This window comes from Vibrio limimangrovi (assembly GCF_054064025.1).
The window spans coordinates 24,775-49,196 of sequence record NZ_JBSUGF010000009.1 but is presented as its reverse complement, the minus strand read 5'-3'; the positions used below and the strand labels follow the sequence as shown (position 1 = coordinate 49,196).

Sequence of the window (24,422 nt, the reverse complement as noted above, 5' to 3'; positions counted from 1 at the left end):
CTCGGACAACCTAATAAGATATAACTTTTTAATCCTTTTCCTTTTTTTTAGACCTAATATTCTTCTAACTATATTCACACAACGTGTAATGAAGGAACATCACTATGAGCAAGATCTACGAAGATAACTCTCTTACTATTGGTAACACTCCCCTAGTTCGCTTAAACAAAGTGAGCAAAGGTAACGTTCTGGCAAAAATCGAAGCGCGCAACCCAAGCTTCAGCGTTAAATGCCGCATCGGCGCAAACATGATTTGGGATGCTGAAAAATCAGGCAAACTTAAGCCTGGCGTTGAATTAGTAGAACCGACCAGTGGTAACACAGGTATCGCTTTAGCTTTCGTAGCAGCCGCTCGCGGTTACAAGCTTACTCTGACTATGCCTGAGTCAATGAGCCTTGAACGTCGTAAGCTTCTAAAAGCACTTGGCGCAAACCTAGAGTTAACTGAAGCAGCGAAAGGCATGAAAGGTGCAATCGCTAAAGCAGAAGAAATCGTAGCAAGCAATCCTGAAAAATACCTTCTTCTACAACAATTCAACAACCCAGCTAACCCAGAAATTCACGAGAAGACAACAGGTCCAGAAATTTGGGAAGCGACTGACGGTGCTATCGACGTACTTGTCGCTGGCGTTGGTACTGGCGGTACTATCACTGGTACAAGCCGTTACATCAAAGGCGAAAAAGGCAAAGCAATTACTTCTGTTGCGGTAGAACCAGCAGAGTCACCAGTCATTGCCCAAGCACTAGCAGGGGAAGAAATTCAACCAGCTCCACACAAAATCCAAGGTATCGGTGCCGGTTTCATCCCTGGTAACCTAGATTTAGAACTTCTGGACCGTGTTGAGCCAGTTACTTCTGAAGAAGCTATTGAGATGGCTCGCCGCCTTATGGAAGAGGAAGGTATCCTTGCAGGAATCTCTTCAGGCGCAGCAGTAGTTGCAGCAAACCGCATTGCAGAACTACCTGAATTTGAAGGGAAAACTATCGTAGCAATTCTGCCAAGCTCAGGTGAGCGTTACCTAAGCACGGCGCTATTTGCTGGCATCTTTACTGAAAAAGAGAACCAACAGTAATACGTGTTCAAATCAACTTTTCGTTTAAAAAAGCCCCGGTCAGGGGCTTTTTTGTTGATCCCTGCCCAACCTTTGGTAATATCGGGGTGTTTTATTTCTAGCTTCAAAATAAAGAAGCAGACCACAAAAAGGTTTCAAAGTGATTACGCACGCAAACAGTTGCGTAGTTGCAGAACTTTTGACTAGTATCAGATCTAACACGCTTTGAACTCTCCCGTGCTAGCGCACAAGTTGTAAAGCAGTTAAGCTAAACTTAGTCACTACTAACAAAAAAATACATTTATTGGGGTATATCACATGTACGAGAAGCAAGTAGAAATCACAGCAGAAAACGGTCTTCACACTCGTCCAGCTGCACAGTTTGTTAAAGAAGCGAAAGCGTTCGATGCAGACATCACTGTGACTTCTAATGGTAAAAGCGCTAGCGCTAAGAGCCTTTTCAAGCTACAAACACTTGGCCTAGTAAAAGGTACTCAGGTAACTATTTCTGCTGAAGGCCCACAAGCTCAGCAAGCAGTAGACCACCTAGTTGCTCTAATGGACCAACTGCACTAATCAGGCCTCCTACTCCAAAAGCCATTTTGTGAAAACAAAATGGCTTTGTTGGAAATAGGCTCAAAACTAAGCTAAAACTATTCGTTAGCGCACCCATTATTCTCCCGTTTTATAAAGTTGACCAAACTTAAGGTAAGGCTATGATTTCAGGCATCCTAGCATCTCCTGGTATTGCAATCGGTAAAGCACTACTACTTCAAGAAGATGAAATTGTCCTAAACACAAACACTATTTCTGATGATCAAGTAGAAGCTGAAGTTCAGCGTTTCTTTGACGCTCGTGAAAAATCTTCCGCTCAACTAGAAACAATCAAGCAAAAAGCGCTTGAAACGTTTGGTGAAGAAAAAGAAGCGATCTTTGAAGGTCACATCATGCTTCTTGAAGATGAAGAGCTAGAAGAAGAAATCCTAGCACTAATCAAAAACGACAAGCTGACTGCAGATAACGCTATCCACACCGTTATCGAAGAGCAAGCATGTGCTCTTGAGTCTCTAGACGACGAATACCTGAAAGAACGGGCAACTGACATCCGTGATATCGGTTCTCGCTTCGTGAAAAACGCACTAGGTATCAACATCGTATCCCTAAGTGACATCAATGAAGAAGTAATCTTGGTTGCTTACGACTTGACTCCATCAGAAACTGCACAGATCAACCTTGACTACGTTCTTGGTTTCGCATGTGACATCGGCGGTCGTACTTCACACACTTCAATCATGGCTCGCTCACTTGAGCTACCAGCTATCGTTGGTACTAATGACATCACATCGCGCGTAAAGAATGGTGACATGCTGATTCTTGACGCGATGAACAACAAGATTGTTGTGAATCCATCTGAAGCTGAGCTAGAAGAAGCGAAAGCAGTTAAAGCTGCATTCAAAGCTGAAAAAGAAGAGCTAGCTAAGCTAAAAGACCTACACGCAGAGACTACTGACGGTCACCGCGTCGAAGTTTGCGGTAACATCGGTACCGTTAAAGACTGTGACGGTATCATCCGTAACGGTGGTGAAGGTGTTGGTCTGTACCGTACTGAGTTCCTATTTATGGACCGTAGCGCTCTGCCAACTGAAGATGAGCAATACCAAGCTTATAAAGAAGTTGCAGAAGCAATGGAAGATCAAGCTGTGATCATCCGTACTATGGATATCGGCGGCGACAAAGATCTACCATACATGGATCTTCCAAAAGAGATGAACCCGTTCCTGGGCTGGCGTGCAGTACGTATCAGCTTGGATCGTCGTGAGATTCTTCGTGACCAGCTACGTGGGATCCTACGTGCATCAGCGCACGGCAAACTACGTATCATGTTCCCAATGATCATCTCTGTTGAAGAAATTCGTGAGCTTAAGAAAGCAATCGAAGAGTACAAAGCAGAACTTCGCGCTGAAGGTCATGCATTCGACGAAAGCATCGAAATCGGTGTAATGGTTGAAACGCCAGCAGCAGCAGCAATCGCGCACCACTTAGCGAAGGAAGTATCTTTCTTCTCTATCGGTACGAATGACCTGACTCAGTACACGCTAGCCGTTGACCGTGGTAACGAGATGATTTCTCACCTTTACAACCCGCTATCACCAGCAGTGCTTACGGTTATCAAACAAGTTATTGATGCTTCTCACGCTGAAGGTAAATGGACTGGTATGTGTGGTGAGCTTGCAGGCGATGAGCGTGCAACACTATTACTTCTAGGTATGGGTCTGGATGAGTTCTCTATGAGCGGTATCTCTATCCCTAAAGTGAAGAAAGTTATCCGTAACTCTAACTTCGCAGAAGTGAAAGCAATGGCTGAAGAAGCACTTTCTCTACCAACTGCAGCTGAGATTGAAGCTGTGGTAGAAAAGTTCATTGCAGAGAAAACGAAATAATCGCTAGTACCAAGTAATTCAATACCTAATGGCCATTAGACGGCGAAAAAAGTCGTCTAATGAACTATATTGGTATACTATAATTCGACAGAATAAAACCAAACCTTAGGAGCATGACACAATGGGTCTGTTTGACAAACTTAAGAAGCTTGTATCTGATGACAGCGCTGATGCTGGTGCAATCGAAATTATCGCACCACTTTCAGGTGAGATCGTAAACATCGAAGACGTGCCAGATGTTGTTTTCGCTGAGAAAATCGTTGGTGACGGTATTGCTATCAAGCCAGCAGGCAACAAAATGGTAGCTCCTGTAAACGGTACTATCGGTAAGATCTTCGAGACTAACCACGCATTCTCTATCGAATCAGACGACGGCGTTGAGCTTTTCGTTCACTTCGGTATCGATACAGTTGAACTTAAAGGCGAAGGCTTCACGCGTATCGCTGAAGAAGGTCAATCGGTTAAAGCTGGCGACACTATCATTGAATTCGATCTAGCTCTTCTAGAAGAGAAAGCGAAATCAACGCTAACTCCAGTTGTTATCTCTAACATGGACGAAATCAAAGAGCTGAACAAGCTTTCTGGTTCTGTAGTTGTTGGTGAAACTCCAGTTCTACGTGTAACTAAGTAATTTTTACTTACTATCGAACACGGAAAAACGCTGCCATGGCAGCGTTTTTTATTGCCTGCTGTTTTTGCGTTTTGATCAGTGACGTTCACTGACAAGAATAGTTAAGCAACGATTTAGGCTGGGTTTGCTGGATCGGGAAAAAGAAAAGCCCCTTTCCTTTGAGAGAACCGGGGCTAGTTTGGTCGCCAGAGCTAATGTGGAAATCAAGAGAAATGAACACATTTCCGGCAGACCGAGTGCAACTTTACATTGAAAATGATTGGCAGGTGAGAGATGAGAGAGCCGCTCATTCTGTTATAAAGTTGCTTGCCAAAAGCCCATATTCGTATCCACGTCTGGATAATTTGAATACAGGACTCATATACCCAAACAACCTCGAGTGCTAGGTTCAGCGAAGTCGTTTGGCCATAAACTACTGCAATAGTGACATTGCAGAGTTTGGCAACTGTTTCGCTTGAGCAAGAATCGACGTCCCAGCCTGCTGCAAAATTTGTGCTTTGGTCATTTGCGTGGTTTCTTTCGCAAAGTCTGTATCTTTAATTCGGCTATTCGACGCGTCTACGTTTTCTTGGATATTCGCCAAGTTGTTAATGCTGTGGCTCAGACGGTTTTGCTTCGCACCAAGATCAGCGCGCTGCGCGTCGACGTATTTCAGCGCTGAGTCCAATACTGAAATCGCATTCTGTGAGCCCTGAACTGTGTTCATATCAATGTCTTGCACTGACGTTCTCACCGCGTTATCGCTTAAACCCAGTTCAGACGCAAGGCCACCAGAGATAGAAATATCACCTTGAATGTTTGGATCTGCAACGAAAATCTGTAGTTTGCCATCTTCACTGACCGACGCACTGATCATATCAGACTGACCGTTAATGTAGGTTGCAAGCTCTTCAATGTCGTCACCCGCTTTAGCCGTAATGTTAATGTCTAAATCATCAACATTTCCGTCTTCATCCTGGCCCATGCCTGGCAGTGTGATATTCAGATCCGCTTTGTTCGGTTCAACACTCCAATTTTTGCCTTTACCGCTTTCAGAGAAGAAAGTCACGCCACCCATGCGGGTATCATCAGCACGGATACTGGTAAGTCCCATGATCATGGCTTCACCAGAGCTCGCACCGATCTGGAATGCCGCTTCACCGAATGAACCGTTAAGTAAGCGACGGCCACCAAATGACGTCGTTTCAGCAATACGGTTTAGCTCATCAATCAGCGCTGAAGATTCTTCGTTAATTGCCTTACGCTCCGCAGGAGAGTTCGTGCCGTTAGATGACTGGATCGCTAGATCGCGCATACGCTGCATCACTGACGTTGCTTCGTTCATCGCGCCTTCAGCCGTTTGTGCAATCGAGATACCATCGTTCGCGTTGCGCATAGCCACATCCAGACCACGAGACTGTGCTGTCAGACGGTTAGAAATCTGCAGACCTGCCGCGTCGTCTTTTGCACTGTTAATCTTGTGACCTGATGACAGGCGCTCCATCGAAGTATTTAGCTCGTCCGTCGCTTTGTTCAGATAGCGCTGCGCGGTCATCGCGGAGACGTTAGTACTTACTGTTACAGCCATTTTGCTCTCCTTTGAGTTCGCAAGCTTTGCGAAGCGGCCAGCTTAACTCTCATTTGGATAGGCACTGACCGTAAGAATGACTCACTAAACCTGTCTGAATACAGGGTTTAGAAATTAAAATCTGTTCTGACAATCTCAATACAATTTATATGCCAACTATTAATTCATGTAAATTTAAAATAAAAATCAATATAAACATAAAGATACAATTACATTAATGCGACAGAGGTCAGCGAAGAACGACAACGAGTTACCGACTTTTGCCGCTTTAGGTAATACTATGCCGCTTAAACAACCGAACGATAATGAGGCGACTTCGCGCTTAAGGCATGGCACATAAGGCATTAAAGACTTACAAAACGGCTCTGGTTAAGCTATGTGAACTCTAAATATAATTAAACAGCGTCAGATCTTTGGTTTTACCAAAAGCTTGCTGTGAGGCTTGCAGCGCTCGTGAGTTCTCGCTGAATTCAATGACCGCTTTCGAGTAATCCAGGTCTTCAAAATTGCTCTTCGCCTTGGCCAGTGACAGATTAAAATCTTCGTGATTTTGCTCCTGAATATCGAGGGTACTCAATCTTGCCCCGATATCTGTGCGAGCTTTATTGAGATGAATAAAGGCCGCCTGAAACTCTTCGGTCATTTGATGTAGCTTAGCCGTTGCTGATGCATCCGATACAGATTTATCGGACCATAACATGGCTTGTTTAAAGGTATCGAAAATACTAAAAGATTCGCGCTTCTCAATTCCAATGCTATCACCAGGCGTAATCTGCCCTTTCACATGCACAGTTAACCCGTTGTACTCAATACCTTGTTTTGGGGAAAATTCATCGGCATCGACTACTCTGCCGTTGCGCTCTAACTGATAACCAAATTTGCCGTTATTCATATCAACAAAGGTTACGCGATACGAGGCCGTGTCTTCACTGTCGGTATTGGTCGCTTGACCCAGCAACAGCTCAGAACCATTTTGTAAATCGTAATCGGGCTGGTAGTCACCAAACGGATTAGGGATGTCCATAAACAGTTTGCTGCCCGGATCATTCATCGGCATTTCCAGCATGCCAGAGACTTTCATCTTGCGCTGATAATCGTCACCTGCGTACTGCACACTGCCATCTTTATCCTGATAAAAAGGCTGACTTTGGGGTTTGGTCCCTGCGAATACGTAATTTCCAGACTCATCTTGTACGTTAACTAAGTTAAAAAAATTATTGGCGATTTCTTCTAACTCACGCTTTTTGGCTTGACGGTCTTCTGCAGAGAACGCACCGTTTATCATTTCCATGCTAAGACGTTTCGATTCATCCGCGAAGTTTTCAGCGCTCGCGATATTCACTTCGTGGCTTTCTAAACGGTTACGCACTAGGACAATCGAGCTCAGGTACTGCTGTAATTGATCCTGCTGCTGACCGATGTTCTGGATGTAGTGCGTTGCCAGTGGATCATCACTTGGCTTAAGTAGCTTCTTACCGGAGGCCAGTTGCTCCTGGTTGTGATGAACCTTGTTCTCCTGGCGGCGCAAGTCATTTTGGACGGACTGATAGTTGTGGAAACTAGAAATTCGGGTTAACACTTATCTCCTCTCCTTACCTCAGTTGTAAAATGGTGTTGAAGGTGTCATTCGCTGCCTGCATTACGCGTGACGACGCCATGTAAGCCTGCTGGAATTTCATCATATTGGCCGCTTCTTCATCTAAATTGACACCCGAAATGGATGCCACACGTTCTTTTGCCGCTTCGTGCTCCAGACCAGCAACGGACGCTAAACGGTTCGCGGTTGCCGACTTCAATCCCACTTCCGTGTTCAGATTGTGGTAAACATCAATCAGGGTGTTCGACTTATCATCCATCATTTTGTTGGTCTGCAACTGCTGCATTTTTCTTAAGTTACCGTTACCACCTTCTGACGGCACCAAGTTGGCGGTAAATTTATCGTTCAGCAGCGCACCGTCTGTGAGTTCAAAAACCGTAGCATCGCCATTTTTATACAGCGGATGATTCGTCGGCACAGAAATTTCGATAGTTGGATTATCTTTATCAAGTGGGTAAGCGTATTTATCGGATAACACATTGCCTTTGGTATCGGTAATCTTTAGCCATGCTTTGTCGTGTTTTTCGTCGGCAGGCTGCACCGTAACCTCAAACTCTTTGACGTCTCCGGCTTGATAAATGTTGAATTTTGCCTTGCCCTGAGCAAAGGTGGTGGACGCTTCATAGCTTTGTGCCGCAATGGCTTTAGCGTCGTTGGTTTCCATTTTAATCATGGCGGCACTACTACGCGTAGGACGCAACAGTACTCGTTCTCCAGCGGCGAGGCCTTCACCGATCTGCACTTTCATACCATCCAGCAAGAAAGAAGAATCCGACTGATCGATATTCAACTGAAGCTGTTCACCTTTCGGAGTCGTTACGCTATATCGGTCACCATCATAGCGCAGCGCGTATTCCCCGCCTTTGATCGCGGAGATATCGTCCACATAGACAGCCACATCAGCCTGTGAATTCGGCGCAGCAGACACACGTGATTTGGCTACCAACTCCGAGTTCACATCAGTAAATACGTTTTGACCAATTTTACCGTTCAGGTCTAAACCCTGGGATTGCAACTGATTGACTTGGTATGAGAATCCAGTCGCTAATCTACCCATCTCATCAAGCAACTGAGGAATGTGCTGGTCACGCATATCGAGCAGGGCACCAATTTTGCCGTCGATATCATCCGATTTAATCGCCTTGATAGCATCCCCTTCCACCATGGCTAAACGTCGCTGATGAACATCTGGATTGCCATCAATCATCTTTAACTGACTGGCTTCAGTGCCGGACACCAGGGTATGACCATTGCCGATATGGACATTAAAACCTTCTGCATTTTTGCGTGGGGTAACGGTCACTTTGGTGTATTCAGACAGTTCCGTAATCAGCTTTTCATGCTGATTCATCAGATCATTATGAGGACCGGGCGCGCGCATCATTAAACGGTGAATATCACGGATCTCCAGCGCAAGCTGGTTAATGCGTTCAATGCCCATGTCCAATTTTTTGTTGGTCACTTCAGACTGTAAGCGCACCGTTTCATGGAAGTCGTTCAATGTATCAGAAAAGATTTTTGCCTTCTCTAAGACCACTTTTCGCGCCCCTAAATCATTCGGAGTATCGGCCATAGTCTTAACCGCATCAAACCACTCATTGAGATTTTCAGGAATCTTTTTGGAGGCAACAGAGCTGAGCATGCCAGACAGCATGTCTAGGTTATCTTGGGTATCCGTTTTGTTGGCATTGTTGGTCGATGACAAGTTGAGTTCATTAACGGCAAACTGATCCCAGGAGCGGCGAACATTTTCCACATGCACGCCCATTCCGTAGGTAGCTCCACCAAACTGGCGCGGATCGTTAGTGCCTTGTACTACCGACTGACGACTGTAACCATCTGTATTAACATTAGAAATGTTATGACCAGTGGTATTTAACTGTCTCTGAGCGGTAAGCACACTTTGAGTACCTACATTCAGAAGATCTGACGCCATACATGCCCCCAAAAACGAAAAAAACCGGTAAAAACCGATCACCTGGACAAATAAAAGCAAAAGGTATGCCAAGCATAAAGGCGAATAGGAACTGTCGATAAAAGAAAGGCTTGCACAATGGCAAACCTCGATGATGCATTAGGTGCAGTAGATGCTCGTGAGCTCTACATGCTTTCGATTTTCTGTTGCACTTGCAGAACTTTATCTGGGTATTCTGGATCCGTCGCATAACCAGCACGGTGAATTCCGCGAATGAACGATTCAGAATCACCACGTTGTTGTAGTGCCGTCTCGTAACGAGGGTTGTCGTTTAAGAAACGAACGTAATCGTTGAAGCTGTCTTGATAGCTTGAATACGAACGGAACGTCGCCGTCTCTTTCACAGGTGTGTTGTCATGAAACTCCAACGTTTGAGTGGTGACTTTATCTCCCTTCCAGCTACGATCCGCTTTGATGTTAAAAAGATTGTTGCTGCTGCCACGCGCATTCTTAACTACTTTTTGTCCCCATCCCGTCTCTAACGCTGCTTGAGCAAGAAGCAGTGATGGTTCAATCCCTAATGCTTTGGCCGCCTTTTGCGCATATGGCTTCATTGAGCTAACAAACGATTCCGGAGAATCAAATCGAGTCGGAGCTTGAATCTTAGCGACAGTATTGTTTGGATGAGATAGCTCACCTGATTCAATCAGACGCTGCTCGATATCACGCGCTTTTTGCGGATCAACACGGCGATATTCTGCGGCACTGTTTACCGCTTCACGCACTGTCGTTTCACTCTTATCGTCGCCCTGCCCTGCAGTCAACTGAGCCACTATCATATCGGCCAGACCCATTGAGCCCGAAGCACTCAGTTCACTCGCCATCTGTTCATCCAGCATCTGACGGTAAAATTTTTCGTTCTGGCTGTTCATGAAATTCGACTCGAAACCTTCATTCGCTTCACGCATCGACTTAAGCATCATAGAAGTAAAAATAGACTCGAACTGTCGCGCTGCTGCACGCAAGGCTTCTTGTTCGCCGTCTTTCCCCTCTTTTACCGCTTTCTGGCGCAAAGTATCGAGAGAACTGATGTCGTGAATAAAGCCGATATCGTTAGGATTATTAATCATTGCTGCCTCCTAATGACTCAGATGATGATCAACTGGCCTTCAATCGCACCCGCTTGTTTTAACGCCTGCAATATAGCCATCAAGTCTGAAGGCGCAGCGCCCACTTCATTGACTGCGCGAACCAGATCATCCAGTGTCAAACCCGGCTCAAATTTGAACATCTTGCCCTGCTGTTCATTCACTTCAATATCAGAATCTGGTACCACAACGGTCTGGCCGCCAGAGAAAGCATTCGGCTGGCTTACACTAAGATTTTCTTTAATCGCGACGGTCATACCGCCATGTGTCACCGCCGCTGGCTTAAGACGTACATGCTTGCCGACAACGATAGTGCCCGTACGGGAATTTACGATGATTTTTGCCGCACCATCTGCCGGATCGAACTCAAGGTTTTCTATGGCTGATAGAAACGCTACTCGCTGACTTACATCACGTGGCGCACGTACGCGTACCGATGTTGCATCTACCGCACTGGCCATTTGTGGGCCAAGAAAGTTGTTAACAGCATCTGCCATGCGTTGCGCGGTAGTAAAATCAGATTCAAGCAGGTTGAATGTTATGTAGTCACCGCGGCCAAACGGGTTTGGGATCTCACGTTCTACCGTCGCACCACTGGAGATAATGCCGACCGTCGGGTTATTACCGACAATCTTTGAACCATCGGCACCTTCGGCACTGAAGCCACTGACAACCAGATTGCCTTGCGCGACGGCATAAACCTGACCATCTAAACCTTTTAGAAACGTTTGTAGCAAGGTACCACCACGCAAGCTCTTCGCACTACCAATCGATGAAATAGTGACATCGACTTGCTGACCTGGCTTGGAAAAAGGCGGCAATGTCGCTGTTACCATCACTGCGGCAACGTTCTTGATTTTTGGCTTGGTACCCAGCGGCAGTTGAATGCCGAAATTTTGCAGCATGGCCGCGAAACTTTGTTCAGTGAACGGATTTGATTCACCAGTACCTGGTAAGCCTGAAACTAAGCCATAGCCCACGAGTTGGTTGCTACGTACACCCGCCACTTGCGCGACATCTTTGATACGTGCGGCTTGGGCTGTGGTTGAAAACAGGGCAACACTCATCAGGAGTAAAAGGATTCTTTTCATGCTTAGTTATCTCTTCAAGTCTAATTGCCGTTATGCGACGTCTTAAAGCGCGACATTAAAGAATCGTGCCAAAAAGCCCGGCTCTTGCATATCTTGCTGAAACCCAGTTCCTGAATACTGGATTCGGGCGTTCGATACACGGTTTGAAGCAATCGTATTGTCGAAGTTGATGTCATCCGGGCGGATTGTGCCGCTGAGACGAATGTACTCATCGCCGGTATTCAGCGTCATCCACTTTTCTCCACGAATGACAAGATTGCCGTTTGCCAGAACTTCAATCACTTCAACGGTAATGTAACCACTGATACTGTTGCTCTGGTTAGCAGAGGCGTCTCCCGTAAAAGAGTTGCTGTTGCTCAAATCATAGGAAAAGTTATATTGCCCCCCCATTTGCAGCTCTTGTCCACCGACAGATAAAGGATCCATAGTTGAGTCATTGCTTTTCGACAAATCTGCATTTGCACTCTTAGTTGCCCGAGTGGTTTCATCCAGCGTAACCGTGATGATGTCACCCACACCACGTGGTTTAGAGTCATCATAGAGGTCGGTAATGTGCTCTGGACTGAAAAGAGATCCAGTTGCCGCGGCATAATGTTCTGGTTTCTGCTTTGGATGGATTGGCGCCCATGCCGGATCGCCCGCTAGCGGATCCGTTCTGCCGCGTAAAGTATCCACCATGCCGCTGTTCTCTTCGGATTTATCGCCTTCAACCGCGTCAACAACCGTCGTTGCCTGAGAAACTTCATCCGCTTCAATCGGCTCAAATATGGCACAGCCAGACATGGTACTAATAAGTACAAGCAGGCAAATACGTTTCACCATAAGATGCTCATTTCCTATGCTTATAAGCCGTTACAGCTGCTGGTTAACAAAGCTCATCATCTTATCGACGGATGAAATCACTTTTGAGTTCATTTCATAAACGCGCTGAGCTTCGATCATATTGACCAGCTCTTCCGTCACGTTTACGTTCGACGCTTCCAGCATGGATTGACGAATCTCACCTAGACCATCCAAACCCGGAACCCCTTCTTGCGGATCACCACTTGCACCTGTCGGTAAGTAAAGGTTCTGACCGATAGGCTCTAAGCCGCCAGGGTTGACGAAATCGGTAATGGTCAGTTGGCCGACAACCTGGTTTTCTTGCTGACCGCGAACGCGTACTGAAACTTCACCGTCCGTGCCGACAGTGATTGAGATTGCGTCGTCAGGAATAACAATTTCAGGTTCCACCGGATAGCCAGAACCGGACGTTACCAGCGTACCTTCGCCATTCAACGTGAACTGACCGTTACGGGTGTAACCAAGGTTGCCGTCTGGCAAAGTGACCTGAAAAAAGCCGTCACCCTCGACCATCATGTCGAGCGCGTTGGTGGTGGTCTGCGCATTACCATGTGTGTGCACTTTTTGTGTTGCGACGACTTTAGAACCTGCCCCCAGCATCAAACCACTTGGCAATTCTGTATTCTGCGAAGACTGGCCGCCTGGCTGATTAATGTTCTGGTAGAACAAATCTTCGAATACAGCGCGGCTCTTTTTGTAGCCAACCGTCGAGGCGTTAGCCAGGTTGTTTGAAATCGTTGCGATGTTGGTTTGTTGGGCGTCTAAACCGGTTTTACTAACCCATAGTGCTGGATGCATTGTGAACCTCTAACTCTGTTAACTCATACGAAGCAGTGAATCTGAAGACTTATCCATCTCTTCAGCGGTGCTCATCATCTTGACTTGCATTTCAAACTGACGCTGTAGGTCAATCAGCGCCGTCATTTCACCCACGGCATTGACGTTACTCCCTTCAATAGCACCGGTTTGGATACTGATAGATGCATCTGCTTCGTAAGGCTGGTTTGGAGTTTTATGGCGAAATAGACCATTGGTGTCTTTAAATAAGCTTCGATCGTCAGTGCCGACCAATTTGATGCGATCAACCACTTCCAATTCTTCTGCCGGTGCACCTTGAGGAAGTACAGAGATGGTGCCGTCACGACCGATTTCAATTTTTGAGAGAGGAACTGGCAGAGTAATCGGTGCGTCGTTTTCGCCCAGTACGACGTGACCACTCGCGTTGGTCAGTAAACCGTTCTGATCCACTTTGAGGTTACCATTGCGCGTTAACCCTTCTTTGCCGGTGTGATCCAATACAGAAATCCAGCCGCTGCCTTCAATGGTTACATCCAGATCTCGTCCTGTAGTAATCACACTGCCTTGAGCAAAGTTATGTCCCGGACGCTCTGTCATGCTAAACACACGTGAAGGGAGCCCTTCTCCATACGCTTGCATCGAACGAGCCTGTGCCAAATCCGCACGAAAACCCGTGGTGCTCACGTTGGCCAGGTTGTTGGCACGCAATTGCAGAGCCTGCATGTTTTGCTTGGCGCCGCTCATTGCGAGAAACAGTGCGCGATCCATAAATTACTCCCTAAAGTCCTCTGTACTTGAGAGTAAAAGCAATACTTATGCCAAAATAAAATACACTTAGTATTCAAAATCTTAATGGAAAAATAAAGGGGATAAGAAGAAATTTTTAGAGCCTAAACCAGGATAGAGGCAAGGTTTGGATCCTCTTAGCGGCAACAGCGGCAACAAAGCGCTCAAAGAATGTTTGCCCAAAGTGTAATGCTGCTCGTTTAACAGCGAACGGTATATCACAACCCCCGTCATTCTGGACAGCGACGAAGGAGCGTGATTCAGAATCTTCTATCCGAGCACTTTGTTGCCAACATTGTTCCTAACTATTTTCAGCGCACTGATAATAGATTCCTAGTCTCGCTATGGCTCGCTGGAATGACTCAATAAAGGGCGTTAGCGACTGGCATTACAGCCCAAAGTGAGGAGTTTTTGGGCCAATCATTTGATGAATATCGTAAAGTGACCAAGTAATCAGGCAAAAAAACTCTACTTGGTCACGCAGGTTATCGAATCTGCAGGATATTTTGCTGTAGCTGATTATGCACTTCTAGCGAACGAGAGTTTGCCTGGAAGTTACGCTGCGCAGAAATCAAATCCACCAGCTCCTGAGTCATATCAATGTTTGACTGCTCCAGTACACCATTGTTCAGGGTACCGAAAGAACCTTTATTGGATTCACCCCAGATTTTCTCACCAGAAAACTGAGTTGAGTCCCACTGAGTGCCGCCTTTTTTATCCAGCCCCTGTTCGTTAGGAACACGAACCAGAGCGACTCGACCCAAGGTAACATTTTCACCGTTTGAGTATGTACCCAAAACACTGCCGTTTTCATCAAAATCAACTTTGGTCAGGAAGCCCGTCGTTGCACCATCTTCATCGAACTTAGTCAGCTCAAATGGCGCCGCAAACTGAGTTGATGAGTCCAAACCAAAGTTCAGAGTTTGCGTTGGATCGGCACCATTGAGGTTGATGCCCGCATTTGCTCCCGCAGCTTCACCACCTTCACCTGCTGTACCACCTAACGCGACAGACGTTATCGGGTTGCCGCCATTCAAGCTAGCCAATGTGCCATCATTGTTGAACTTCATCGTGTGACCAACATGGCCTGATGCGTTTGTTGCATCGCCTTGAGCAATATTTACCGGCTTCTCACCATCTTTATCGGTAACGGTGTAGTAGGTATTCCAGGTGTTCGGCTGAGTCTGGTCTTTCAGGTAATAAGTAGTTAATTTGTAAGACTGACCCATTGAGTCATAAATGGTTGAAGACGTTGAACGGTTGTACGTATCAGGGTCGGAAAAATCAAACTGCATTGGATCTTTCAAATCACCATTAGCAGGTAAGTTCACGCCTACTTCAATATTCGCGGTTTGTTTTGGCTTACCAAACTCGGCTGGAATATGGATTGGCTGTGGCTCGTAGGATGACACCTCACCAGACTCTGGGTTTACCTGATAACCAAGCAGGAACTCATCGTTCGCCGTTACCATGTAGTTGTCTCTGTTCAAATGGAACGCACCGTTACGTGTCATTTCATTTTGCTGCGGCACCAGACGATCTTTCGCTACCGCGAAGAACCCCGTACCTGAGATGCGCAAATCCATCGGATTGTTGGTGTAAACACTTGAACCTTCATGGAATTGCTGAGCCACCTGGCCAGCCTGAACACCGCCACCTGGCGTGGTTTTAGCGTTTGTGAACAAAGAGTTTGAGTAAACATCCGCGAACTCGGCACGGGACTCTTTAAAGCCGTACGTGTTGGCGTTTGCAATGTTGTTACTGGTGGTGTTTAAATCCAGTTGAGCAGCGGACAAACCGCTTAAAGATACATATGACATTCCAAAGTCTCCTGATCTCGCGTGTTATGCGTTACGCTTTGCCGACTTCCAATACTTCTGCAAGTCGAACTGGCGATTCAAAACCCGCCAGATTGAGTAATACGTTTCCGTCGCCCTTACCGAGCAATACGCTGTTTACGTTGGCATAAGTGGATACCGGGAACTCTTGTGACTTCCCATCAACTAAACCAGACGCTTTTACTTTGTATTTACCGGCCGGCAATGGATTTCCGCTTTCATCATTACCGTCCCAGAGTACGCGCGTGTCGCCGGCTGGTTTCGCCCCTACCTCAAAAGTACGAACCAGTTGGCCTGCTTCGTCTTCTACACGAACAAACAAATTGTCGATAGATTGTGAAAGCTTCACCATTGCCGCCATTGGAGCATCATCCTGCTTCACTCCCGCCGCACCCGGAACCAGAACATCACGTCCAACCAAAGAGGAAGCTTGTAGTGCCTGATTCGATGTCATTGACGAGTTCAAACTCTCAAACTGAGTGTTCATTTTGCCGATACCATCTACGGTCGCAAATGATGCCATTTGCGCGATCATCTGGTCATTGCCGACTGGCTTAAAAGGGTCCTGCTGAGACAATTGCTTGGTGAGCAAAGATAAGAAGTCTTCCTGTTTAAGGTCCTGCTTACCTGTGTTCCCTTCCGCTTTCTTGTTCTCTTGAAGACTCTTAAGCTGGTCAATATAGGACAAGCCGCTTTGACCAACGTTATTAATTCCGGCCATACGCTACCTCCTTATCCTTATTGACCCATCTGCAGCGTACGCAGCAGCATTTGTTTTCCAGAATCAGCCACTTGCACATTAGTTTGGTATGCGCGAGAAGCAGAAATCATGTTTGCCATTTCTTCCATTACATTAACGTTCGGCTTGTAGATGTAGCCTTCTTCGTTTGCAAGGGGGTGATCAGGGTTGTACTCCGCATTGAGCGGTTTATCGCTTTCTACAATTCCCAATACTTTCACTGGCACGGTATTACCGCCATGCATAGCGTTACTAAACTCAGCACCAAATACAGCATGACGCGCTTTATAGGTGTCTTTTGCAGAGCTGCTGACACTGTCCGCGTTTGCCAAGTTGCTTGAGGTAGTATTCAGACGAACAGACTCAGCGCTCATTGCAGAACCTGTCACATTGAAAACGTTAAATAAGCTCATCTAAATTATTCCCCTTTGATTGCCTTGGTTAAGTTCTTGAATTTGCCGCCCAGAAAGTCGAGTGATGCCTGATGTCTGATTTGGTTTTGCATAAACAGATTACGCTCTAAATCCAAATCAACCGTGTTGCCATCACCCGTATCGGGTTGGGTAGGAAGACGATACAACTTGTCTCCTATCACAGTGGTAGTGGCAGAAATATGCCGACCATCTGTTCGGCTAAGACTCATGCTTGCCCCAGAGGTTGCCGCTTGTAGTTCCTTCGCAAAGTCTAAACCTCTTGCTTTATAACCAGGCGTGTTAGCTTGCGCTATGTTGGTAGAAATCACCTCAGCATTGCGCTCACGTACACCCACCGTGTGTTGGTGGATGCCTAGTGCATTGTCAAAAGATATAGCCATGTTTGCCTCTACAATTAGAACTGACCGGTATAAGTAACTGAAAGGCAATTAGTATGCCAATTAGGGAGGGAAGGGCCTAGAAAAAAAGGGCCTAGGACCTCTTTCTTTAATCCGTATTCCAAAAGCAACAAAATCCGGGGCTTGCGTTTATCACTGAACTGGCCGCAAACACACCTAGAACCTAGGAGCCTAGCCTCTAGGATCTTTAAGTTTATAAATAATGCCCGGGTTGCAGCGTACCATTTCAAAACGATCAGTCAGTCCGGTCAAAGACTCTGACGCCCCCAGCAATAGATAACCACCCGGATTTAACTGGTTTGCCATTTGATTGAGCACTTTTGATTTCATCTCCGGTGAGAAGTAAATCAGCACATTGCGGCAAAAAATGATGTCGAATTTACCCACCAAAGCGTAACTGTCGAGTAGATTTTGCGGCCGGAAGTTGACCAGCCTCTTTACATTGTCTTTCACTTTCATACGACCATCGCCAGCATCTTCAAAAAAGGTACGGCGACGCTCAGGAGACAAACCACGCCCCAACGCTAAGTTGTCATACACACCAGCACGACACATTTCCAGCATGCTGGTCGATATGTCGGTCGCAGTAATGGAAATATTTGGTAGCAATCCCGGTTTACGCTGCTGCGTTTCCAGAATGGTCATCGCGATGGAGTAAGGCTCTTGACCCGATGAGCTGGCTGCCGACCAAATTTTAATCGGGCGCTTGTTTGCCACTACTTCCGGCAATAATTTCTCGGCTAAAACAGTGAACGGATAAGTATCCCGAAACCAAAGTGTTTCGTTTGTCGTCATTGCATCCACAGCAGAAATACGTAACTCACGATTACGCCCCGAAACCACATCACGTAGCAAATCAGACAACGATGTGAGCTTAAACTTGGTCACTAATGGACTTAATCGGCTGCGCACTAAGTATTGCTTACTATCGCCTAACACAATGCCACATTGCGCTTCTAAAAAACGGCTAAAGTCACGATACTCTTGATCACTGATGGTAATAGCAGTCATTAACGTCTCTTTATTGTATTAATGCAGATTTAACCGCGTTACCCAGTTCATCAGGGTTAAATTTCGCTATGAAGGTATTCGCCCCGACGCGATCAACCATGGCCTGATTAAACACACCACTCAAAGAAGAGTGGAGAATAACATAAAGGTCTTTCAAATCGGCATTTCTGCGAATTTCAGCGGTTAATGTATAACCGTCCATCTCAGGCATTTCGATGTCAGAAATAACCAAAGAAATCTGATCGTATATGTCCCCTCTGCGAGTCATTTCAAGCAATGTGTCGTAAGCCTCTTTACCATCTTTAGCCGAGACGACTTTAAAGCCAATTGAGCGGATTGCTCTCTCGAGCTGCTTTCGTGCCACTGTGGAATCATCGACAATCAAAATACGGCGTACGATAGATTTTTCTTGCTCTGCCTGTGCGATTTCTTCACCAATCGCCGCATCCATCGCCTCATCAACCGGTGAAATTTCAGCCAAGACTTTTTCGACATCAAGAATTTCAACTAACTCGTTATCGATGTTTGTTACCGCCGTCAGATAATGCGCTTTGCCTGCACCTTCAGGTGGTGGCAGAATTGCTTCCCAGCGCATATTAATAATGCGTTCGACCGAAGAGACCAAAAACGCCTGAATTGTCCGGTTAAACTCAGCTATCACAACAAAGCACTTATCAATCTCAGTCGTTGGACGACCACCAATTGCCAGACTCAAATCAATAACCGATACGGTATGGCCTCTAATATGAGCCACACCTTTTACTAATCGGTGCAGATTTGGCATGACTGTCAGCCTTGGGCATTGCAGTACTTCTCTTACTTTGAATACGTTAATACCGTAACGCTGCCGCCCCATCAGTCGAAAGGTCAACAATTCCAATCGGTTTTGACCGACGAGTTGCGTACGCTGATTCACTGAGTCAAGAATCCCCGTCATATGCTCATCTCCATCTCAAACTTTTTGTTTTTAAATGATACTCTACCGCTGGCAAGTATTGTTCCAGGGAGACCTTATGGCGTATTTCACTATCACTTCGACCACATTGACTAAGACAATATGTAGAGCGGTATTTAAAAAGTACGCTAAAGCTATCGGCATTTTGCTCAGTATGTTTAGCTTTTTTGTTCACTCTGCTACAGAGAGTCAGATCGAACAGATAAAAACGGCGGCAGAGCAACACATTCTTGCCACGGTAGAACATCCTGCAGGCGGCGAGTTAAGCGTGAATGCAGCCAATATAGACTTCCGAATCCAAGCCACTGACTGCCCTAAACCTCTTAGTACTTCTGCATCCACCACCAGCAGCACTCGCAGCAATATTAACGTTTTAGTCGAGTGTCCAGAGGACGGCTGGCAAGTTTACGTGCCGGTGCGCATTTCTGTTTCGGTACCTATGGTAGTCAGTACCCGTCAACTTGGCCGGGGAGAAATCATCAGCGCCTCTGACGTCACCACTTCCATGATTGAATTACAGCGCTTTCGCAAAGAGGGCTTCTCAGACTACGATCAAGTGGTTGGTTCGAAGTTAAAACGCAGTGTACGCCTTGGTGATGTCGTCGAGCGCAATGATGTTTGCGTCGTGTGTCGTAACGAAAAAGTGACCATAAAAGCAGCAAAAGCGGGCATGACGATCACGACCCAGGGCACCGCGTTGCAGGATGGTACATCAGGGGATCAAGTGAGAGTGAAAAATGATAAGTCTCAACGTATAATAGACGGCATAGTGACTGACATTGCGGAAATCACCATCAACTTTTGACCTTTTTAGACACCAAAAGCGCATGGTGAACATCGATCCATAAAAAATGATTAAAGTTATTTCGGTATTGGTCGATAGTCTGAGTACCCGTATTACGATACAAGGCAAGGTTAAACATGGCAGGTATAGATAATATACGTTCAGGTCAGATAATGACGACAAACAGTCGCGCACCTGCACGTAATGACTCGAAAGCGACCAGCACAACAGAGTCGAAGATAACGCCAGCACAGCAAGATGCGGTGTCGTTGAGCCAACAAAGTAAGGCCGTCAGCAAACTCCACCAGGATTTGGCAGCATCTCCGGCTTACGACAGCGCAAAAGTGGCGGCAATCAAAGAAGCGATTGCAAATGGTTCGTACAGAGTGGACCCAGAAAAACTGGCAGACAGTATGATTAAATTTGAAAATGAATTGCAAGGCAAAAGCGAACGGACTTAGGCCGTAGGTAAGTATTCATGGCAGCATTAGTCGATCTCATCAACTTCCAATTAGAAAATGCTCAGGCACTTTCTGTCGTTTTGCGTCAGGAAACACAAGCGATCACAGCACGTGTCTCTTCTGAGATCGAAACCATTGCCAAACAAAAAATGACACTCATTGATCAACTCAGAACCACTGATCAGCGAATCGCCTCTCACCCGCATGTCAATCAACTTACCGAAGATGAGCTCTTAAAACAGAGCGTGACTCAAATCCAGTCAATCGTGCTTGATTGCCAAAAAATCAACCAAGTAAACGGCGAGTCGCTCAACCGGGCACAGCTGAGTTTCAACAAGCTCAACAACATGTTGCAACATAGCCACGGAAAAATCGGTATGACGTACAATGCTGGCGGAAAAACCCACACTATTTCGACCTTAGGCACGAACTTAAAAGCCTAAGCTACCTCCTCACTGTATCCATCTGCACTAAAAAAGCGACCCATTGTTACCAATGAGCCGCCATTAAGATTATCTGTATTTTCTGGAAAAGTTAGAACAGAGTCTGCTGACGCTTTTCCGGCACCTGTTGTACTTCGCCATAATCGCGGAGCTTGTCCATTTTACGGATATCCAGACGAAGCTCAGTGACATAGCTGTCTTCTACTAAATAACTTCGCACTACTTCCGCCCCACGGATGACACCGTCAACAGCGCCTGATGTTCGCTCGGTACCTAAACGCTGATCTTGCAACTCAGCACGGCCACTGACTCGCATACCATAGACCTGCTCAGCCAGCTCTCTATAGGCATCAATCTTAGATGCACGCATAGCCCGTACACGTTTTTCTTCCACTGTACGACCGGATTGCTCACTCACACTCGCATAACCTACCGCCACTAACAGTTCATCCTGACGCATCTGCTGCAATGGCTGGCAACCCTCCAGCACTAGGGTAGCGATAATAAATAATAACTTTTTCATGGCTATATCCTATGGACGGAGAATAACAGTGTATGGCTGACGAATCGTTGGGTCTGAGCGAATCAACACGCCATCCTGAGTGCGAATACTGTTCAGAGTATCTAGATCACGACCAATACGATCCGCAGGCAGGAAACCTTGTGCCGTTGCCACCACAATCCGACTTTGCATACCAACCACACGCGCATTAATCAGCACGCCTCCTTCCTGACGTAACATCGTGCCCGTCAGCACGTACTGAATTTGCTGCTCGTGCGCAAGATTTTTCCAATCGCGACTTAGCGCAAAGTCCCCTTGTTGCGTCACTTGAATAGAGCCCGTAGTTTTAAAGTCGACCACCTGAAAACCACGACGTTGAAACTGGTGAATAAATCCTTCCGATACTGAGTTTCCCAGCCAGTTCGTTGCATCCATGTTTTGCATGTCGACAAAAGACGTAATCGCAATCGGCGTGCGTGCAGAAACCGCAACGTTGGACACCATCAACTCTTCGGTCAGGCTTTCAATAAAGAAGTCCATCGTGTGGCGCGGGCTATCTGCCAACATAAACTGACTGCCTGCATAAGGTTCTTTACCATTGTAAATTGGTGAGTACGCACACGATGTCAAAAGCGTCATCATCGATACGGCGACAAGCCACTTTTTCATGGTTTGATTCTCCAGATAATCTTGGGTGTCACTGTTCCTTCTCATTCCTGGCAAGAAACGTAATGTTGGAACAGTCTTTGCTTTTCTTTTGTTTGTCCAAACAAAGCAATCGCCACCAAACTGAACTGAGTTTGTTAAAGCAATATTTATACCCGAACAGTACAAACCATGAAAAAAACATTAACCTTCTTGTTTTCAATCACTTTCATTGCACTTCTGCCTTTTCGCGTCTTCGCTGCGTGGTATGAAGTAACAGGTGTTGCCACGATCGTTTCTTCTGACGATGCGGCAAGGCTACACGCCCTGGAAGACGCGCTATTCAAAGCTGTCAACTTTTCAGGTGCCGACATTGGCAGCATCAGTAATTTAATGCCGCTATTAGAAGAGATCCGCAAAGAGTATCAGTTCACTAACCACGAGGTTCGTTACATACTTGTCGAATCTGAGCGTAAACGTAGCGGAAAAATGGAAATAAAAATCCGCGTCGACATCTATCCATCGGCAACGGGTTGCCACACAGCGCAATACAAGAAAACCATCTTGATCGGCAATATCGATATTGCTTCTCCGCAGCAAGCGGTGATGGGACAAATTTATCAAGTCGGTGATGACTTCAGCCATGTGGTGAATCGTCAGATCGAACAGACGTCGCACAGTTTCGTTTCTGTCGGCACTACAGACTACTCAATCAGCCGAAGCGACCCGATGCGTACGCAAATGATCGCTCAGGATAATGGCGCTCAATACATTGTTGGTGGGGTGATTACAGACTTAACCGCAACCGTTGAATCTCAAGTATTGCAAGATGACATCATTAACCGCCAATTCGCGCTGGAGATGAAAGTTTATGATGGCAAAACTGGCCATGAGGTCTTCAATAAAAGCTACCGAGAAGTGGCGCGCTGGCCATTCGCAAAGACCAGTCAGGTCGACACTCGTAGTGCGAGATACTGGGCATCTACCTACGGTGAAATGATGCTGCGCGTTAGCCGAAATATCATGTTGGATTTGGAGTCTGAACTGTCTTGTAAGATAACCTTGCCGGAAGTGGTAGCCGTCTACGGCAACATCGTCACCATAGATTTAGGCCGAATGCATGGCGTTAAAGAAGGCGATAAGTTGCAATTGTGGCATACTGCCTCCTTCATCGACCAGAATGGTTTACCACGTAATAAAGTATCGAAAAGTGACATTACATTAACCGTCTCTCGCGTCTATGAGCAGGAGGCAGAACTGAGTATCGACCAGCCTGACCTGACATCGAGCGTACAAATTGGCGATGTAATGAGCAACATGCTTTAAAAGGCAAGATTAACCCTTGAGATATGCTCACTTTTGAATATTATGGGTGGGCATCTTATTTGATTATACCAACCAAAGTACTTGGTATTATGCCCTCATGGCACAGTGGATAGCGCAGTCCCCTCCTAAGGGACAGGTCGTAGGTTCGAATCCTACTGAGGGCGCCATATCAAACCTTAGTTCACTATTGAGCTAAGGTTTTTTCTTTGAAGCGATACCTCCCTAACCTTATCGGTTGCGCGCACTCATCTTTCCAAAGCAACCCGAACTCAGATTTCGGCTTCTCAACGCACACGGTTTGACCACTTAAAATCTAATTGAAACGTAGCTATTTACAGTTTTATATTTTATGACTTTAATTATTGATGAGTTTTGCTTCCCTTTCCGAGATTAATAAAGATATTAGTTAGCCTATGTCTAAAAGCAATTTAATAACTAACACTGGACACCGCTTTATTTCCAAAGGCAAAACAGCCTTTAAGATCCACATTCACACTCCCGAGGATACGGTGTTGCACCGCTCGGTGGGATTTGTGCGCATTGGAGAAGAAAAAGGCTTAAAGAAAGCCATCAAATTGAGAAATGAATTAGGACTACAGATGTGGGGCAAGTTTTGGCGGCGTCTTTTAAAAGATCCCTACCTGATGACAAGATTGCCGCACAGCGTAGAACCGAAAATTGTCCATAAACCGAACCCGACATTGGAAAATCCGGACAATCGAGACACGTGTTACATTGCGAAGTGGCGAGAGTTTAATGAGGATGGGGAATATCGGTATAAAACCGTAGTACGCTCAATCAGTAAATACGGCAAGCTTGCCGCTTATATGCAAACCAAGAAAGCCTTACTGAAGGCACACAAAGATAATCTGGAAATACTCACGTTTATGGGGCGCGTCACCAGTATCAATCTCAAATAACCCACTTTGTCGAACCATTTTTTCGATCTAATACTGTCGATAGCAACAACCGTTAACAAACCCTAGATATAACAATGCCCCAAAGAGCGAACGCTTC

At 46.1% G+C, this 24,422-nt stretch carries 25 protein-coding genes and 1 tRNA gene; 10 read left to right on the top strand and 16 right to left on the bottom strand.

The features are described from left to right. Window positions 1-104 precede the first annotated feature (104 nt). The 4 genes from cysK to crr all read left to right on the top strand — a co-directional run bounded on the left by cysK (window position 105) and on the right by crr (window position 4,124). A complete protein-coding gene (gene cysK / locus ACWYU8_RS13820) occupies window positions 105-1,073 on the top strand; it encodes a cysteine synthase A (protein ID WP_457520238.1) in 969 nt (322 codons plus the stop codon). A 297-nt stretch (window positions 1,074-1,370) separates the two neighbouring features. Beyond that, window positions 1,371-1,628: an HPr family phosphocarrier protein gene (locus tag ACWYU8_RS13815; RefSeq protein WP_005382043.1), complete on the top strand. Its 258-nt coding sequence runs from the start codon at window positions 1,371-1,373 to the stop codon at window positions 1,626-1,628. Window positions 1,629-1,768: 140 nt separating this feature from the next. After that, window positions 1,769-3,493: a phosphoenolpyruvate-protein phosphotransferase PtsI gene (gene ptsI / locus ACWYU8_RS13810; RefSeq protein ID WP_457520237.1), complete on the top strand. Its 1,725-nt coding sequence runs from the start codon at window positions 1,769-1,771 to the stop codon at window positions 3,491-3,493. 121 nt (window positions 3,494-3,614) lie between these two features. Next, complete coding sequence (gene crr / locus ACWYU8_RS13805) at window positions 3,615-4,124, top strand: PTS glucose transporter subunit IIA (protein ID WP_248331168.1); 510 nt, start codon at window positions 3,615-3,617, stop codon at window positions 4,122-4,124. A gap of 412 nt (window positions 4,125-4,536) precedes the next feature. Here the strand turns inward: crr and ACWYU8_RS13800 are convergent, their stop codons facing one another. From ACWYU8_RS13800 to ACWYU8_RS13735, 14 genes are all read right to left on the bottom strand, one after another. Then, on the bottom strand, window positions 4,537-5,691 hold the full coding sequence (locus ACWYU8_RS13800; protein WP_457520236.1) for a flagellin: 1,155 nt from the start codon (window positions 5,689-5,691) through the stop codon (window positions 4,537-4,539). Between the two features lie 385 nt (window positions 5,692-6,076). Then, on the bottom strand, window positions 6,077-7,270 hold the full coding sequence (gene flgL / locus ACWYU8_RS13795) for a flagellar hook-associated protein FlgL (protein WP_457520235.1): 1,194 nt from the start codon (window positions 7,268-7,270) through the stop codon (window positions 6,077-6,079). A 13-nt stretch (window positions 7,271-7,283) separates the two neighbouring features. Then, window positions 7,284-9,224, bottom strand: a complete 1,941-nt coding sequence (gene flgK / locus ACWYU8_RS13790; protein ID WP_457520234.1) for a flagellar hook-associated protein FlgK — start codon at window positions 9,222-9,224, stop codon at window positions 7,284-7,286. A gap of 164 nt (window positions 9,225-9,388) precedes the next feature. Then, entirely contained in the window at window positions 9,389-10,333 is a 945-nt protein-coding gene (flgJ, locus tag ACWYU8_RS13785; protein ID WP_457520233.1) for a flagellar assembly peptidoglycan hydrolase FlgJ, read from the bottom strand. Between the two features lie 17 nt (window positions 10,334-10,350). Next, a complete protein-coding gene (locus ACWYU8_RS13780) occupies window positions 10,351-11,442 on the bottom strand; it encodes a flagellar basal body P-ring protein FlgI (RefSeq protein WP_457520232.1) in 1,092 nt (363 codons plus the stop codon). Window positions 11,443-11,484: 42 nt separating this feature from the next. Next, window positions 11,485-12,261: a flagellar basal body L-ring protein FlgH gene (gene flgH, locus ACWYU8_RS13775; RefSeq protein WP_457520353.1), complete on the bottom strand. Its 777-nt coding sequence runs from the start codon at window positions 12,259-12,261 to the stop codon at window positions 11,485-11,487. A 33-nt stretch (window positions 12,262-12,294) separates the two neighbouring features. Further along, on the bottom strand, window positions 12,295-13,083 hold the full coding sequence (gene flgG / locus ACWYU8_RS13770; protein ID WP_457520231.1) for a flagellar basal-body rod protein FlgG: 789 nt from the start codon (window positions 13,081-13,083) through the stop codon (window positions 12,295-12,297). 18 nt (window positions 13,084-13,101) lie between these two features. Beyond that, window positions 13,102-13,851 carry a flagellar basal body rod protein FlgF gene (locus ACWYU8_RS13765; protein WP_457520230.1) on the bottom strand — a complete coding sequence of 250 codons (750 nt, stop codon included), beginning with the start codon at window positions 13,849-13,851 and terminating at the stop codon, window positions 13,102-13,104. Between the two features lie 503 nt (window positions 13,852-14,354). Then, window positions 14,355-15,689, bottom strand: coding sequence for a flagellar hook protein FlgE (gene flgE / locus ACWYU8_RS13760; RefSeq protein ID WP_457520229.1), 1,335 nt, complete (start codon window positions 15,687-15,689; stop codon window positions 14,355-14,357). A 31-nt stretch (window positions 15,690-15,720) separates the two neighbouring features. After that, a complete protein-coding gene (flgD, locus tag ACWYU8_RS13755; RefSeq protein ID WP_457520228.1) occupies window positions 15,721-16,428 on the bottom strand; it encodes a flagellar hook assembly protein FlgD in 708 nt (235 codons plus the stop codon). Window positions 16,429-16,445: 17 nt separating this feature from the next. Continuing rightward, entirely contained in the window at window positions 16,446-16,859 is a 414-nt protein-coding gene (gene flgC / locus ACWYU8_RS13750) for a flagellar basal body rod protein FlgC (protein WP_457520227.1), read from the bottom strand. A 5-nt stretch (window positions 16,860-16,864) separates the two neighbouring features. Next, on the bottom strand, window positions 16,865-17,260 hold the full coding sequence (gene flgB, locus ACWYU8_RS13745) for a flagellar basal body rod protein FlgB (protein ID WP_457520226.1): 396 nt from the start codon (window positions 17,258-17,260) through the stop codon (window positions 16,865-16,867). 189 nt (window positions 17,261-17,449) lie between these two features. Beyond that, window positions 17,450-18,289, bottom strand: a complete 840-nt coding sequence (locus ACWYU8_RS13740; protein WP_457520225.1) for a protein-glutamate O-methyltransferase — start codon at window positions 18,287-18,289, stop codon at window positions 17,450-17,452. Window positions 18,290-18,299: 10 nt separating this feature from the next. Then, window positions 18,300-19,226: a chemotaxis protein gene (locus ACWYU8_RS13735; protein WP_457520224.1), complete on the bottom strand. Its 927-nt coding sequence runs from the start codon at window positions 19,224-19,226 to the stop codon at window positions 18,300-18,302. Between the two features lie 76 nt (window positions 19,227-19,302). Here ACWYU8_RS13735 and flgA point away from each other — a divergent pair, with 76 nt between their 5' ends. The 3 genes from flgA to ACWYU8_RS13720 all read left to right on the top strand — a co-directional run bounded on the left by flgA (window position 19,303) and on the right by ACWYU8_RS13720 (window position 20,932). After that, on the top strand, window positions 19,303-20,049 hold the full coding sequence (gene flgA, locus ACWYU8_RS13730; RefSeq protein WP_457520223.1) for a flagellar basal body P-ring formation chaperone FlgA: 747 nt from the start codon (window positions 19,303-19,305) through the stop codon (window positions 20,047-20,049). A gap of 116 nt (window positions 20,050-20,165) precedes the next feature. After that, entirely contained in the window at window positions 20,166-20,489 is a 324-nt protein-coding gene (gene flgM, locus ACWYU8_RS13725; RefSeq protein ID WP_457520222.1) for a flagellar biosynthesis anti-sigma factor FlgM, read from the top strand. A gap of 17 nt (window positions 20,490-20,506) precedes the next feature. Continuing rightward, a complete protein-coding gene (locus ACWYU8_RS13720) occupies window positions 20,507-20,932 on the top strand; it encodes a flagella synthesis protein FlgN (RefSeq protein WP_457520221.1) in 426 nt (141 codons plus the stop codon). 91 nt (window positions 20,933-21,023) lie between these two features. Here the strand turns inward: ACWYU8_RS13720 and flgP are convergent, their stop codons facing one another. Further along, window positions 21,024-21,455, bottom strand: coding sequence for a flagellar assembly lipoprotein FlgP (gene flgP / locus ACWYU8_RS13715; protein ID WP_457520220.1), 432 nt, complete (start codon window positions 21,453-21,455; stop codon window positions 21,024-21,026). A gap of 9 nt (window positions 21,456-21,464) precedes the next feature. After that, a complete protein-coding gene (locus ACWYU8_RS13710; RefSeq protein WP_457520219.1) occupies window positions 21,465-22,103 on the bottom strand; it encodes a FlgO family outer membrane protein in 639 nt (212 codons plus the stop codon). Window positions 22,104-22,271: 168 nt separating this feature from the next. On the opposite strand from ACWYU8_RS13710, the gene ACWYU8_RS13705 reads away from it, so the two are divergent. From ACWYU8_RS13705 to ACWYU8_RS13695, 3 genes are all read left to right on the top strand, one after another. Then, complete coding sequence (locus tag ACWYU8_RS13705; RefSeq protein WP_457520218.1) at window positions 22,272-23,405, top strand: flagellar assembly protein FlgT; 1,134 nt, start codon at window positions 22,272-22,274, stop codon at window positions 23,403-23,405. A 91-nt stretch (window positions 23,406-23,496) separates the two neighbouring features. Then, window positions 23,497-23,572, top strand: a tRNA-Arg gene (locus ACWYU8_RS13700). Window positions 23,573-23,818: 246 nt separating this feature from the next. Then, window positions 23,819-24,325 carry a Fe3+-citrate ABC transporter substrate-binding protein gene (locus ACWYU8_RS13695; protein WP_457520217.1) on the top strand — a complete coding sequence of 169 codons (507 nt, stop codon included), beginning with the start codon at window positions 23,819-23,821 and terminating at the stop codon, window positions 24,323-24,325. Window positions 24,326-24,422: the final 97 nt, after the last annotated feature.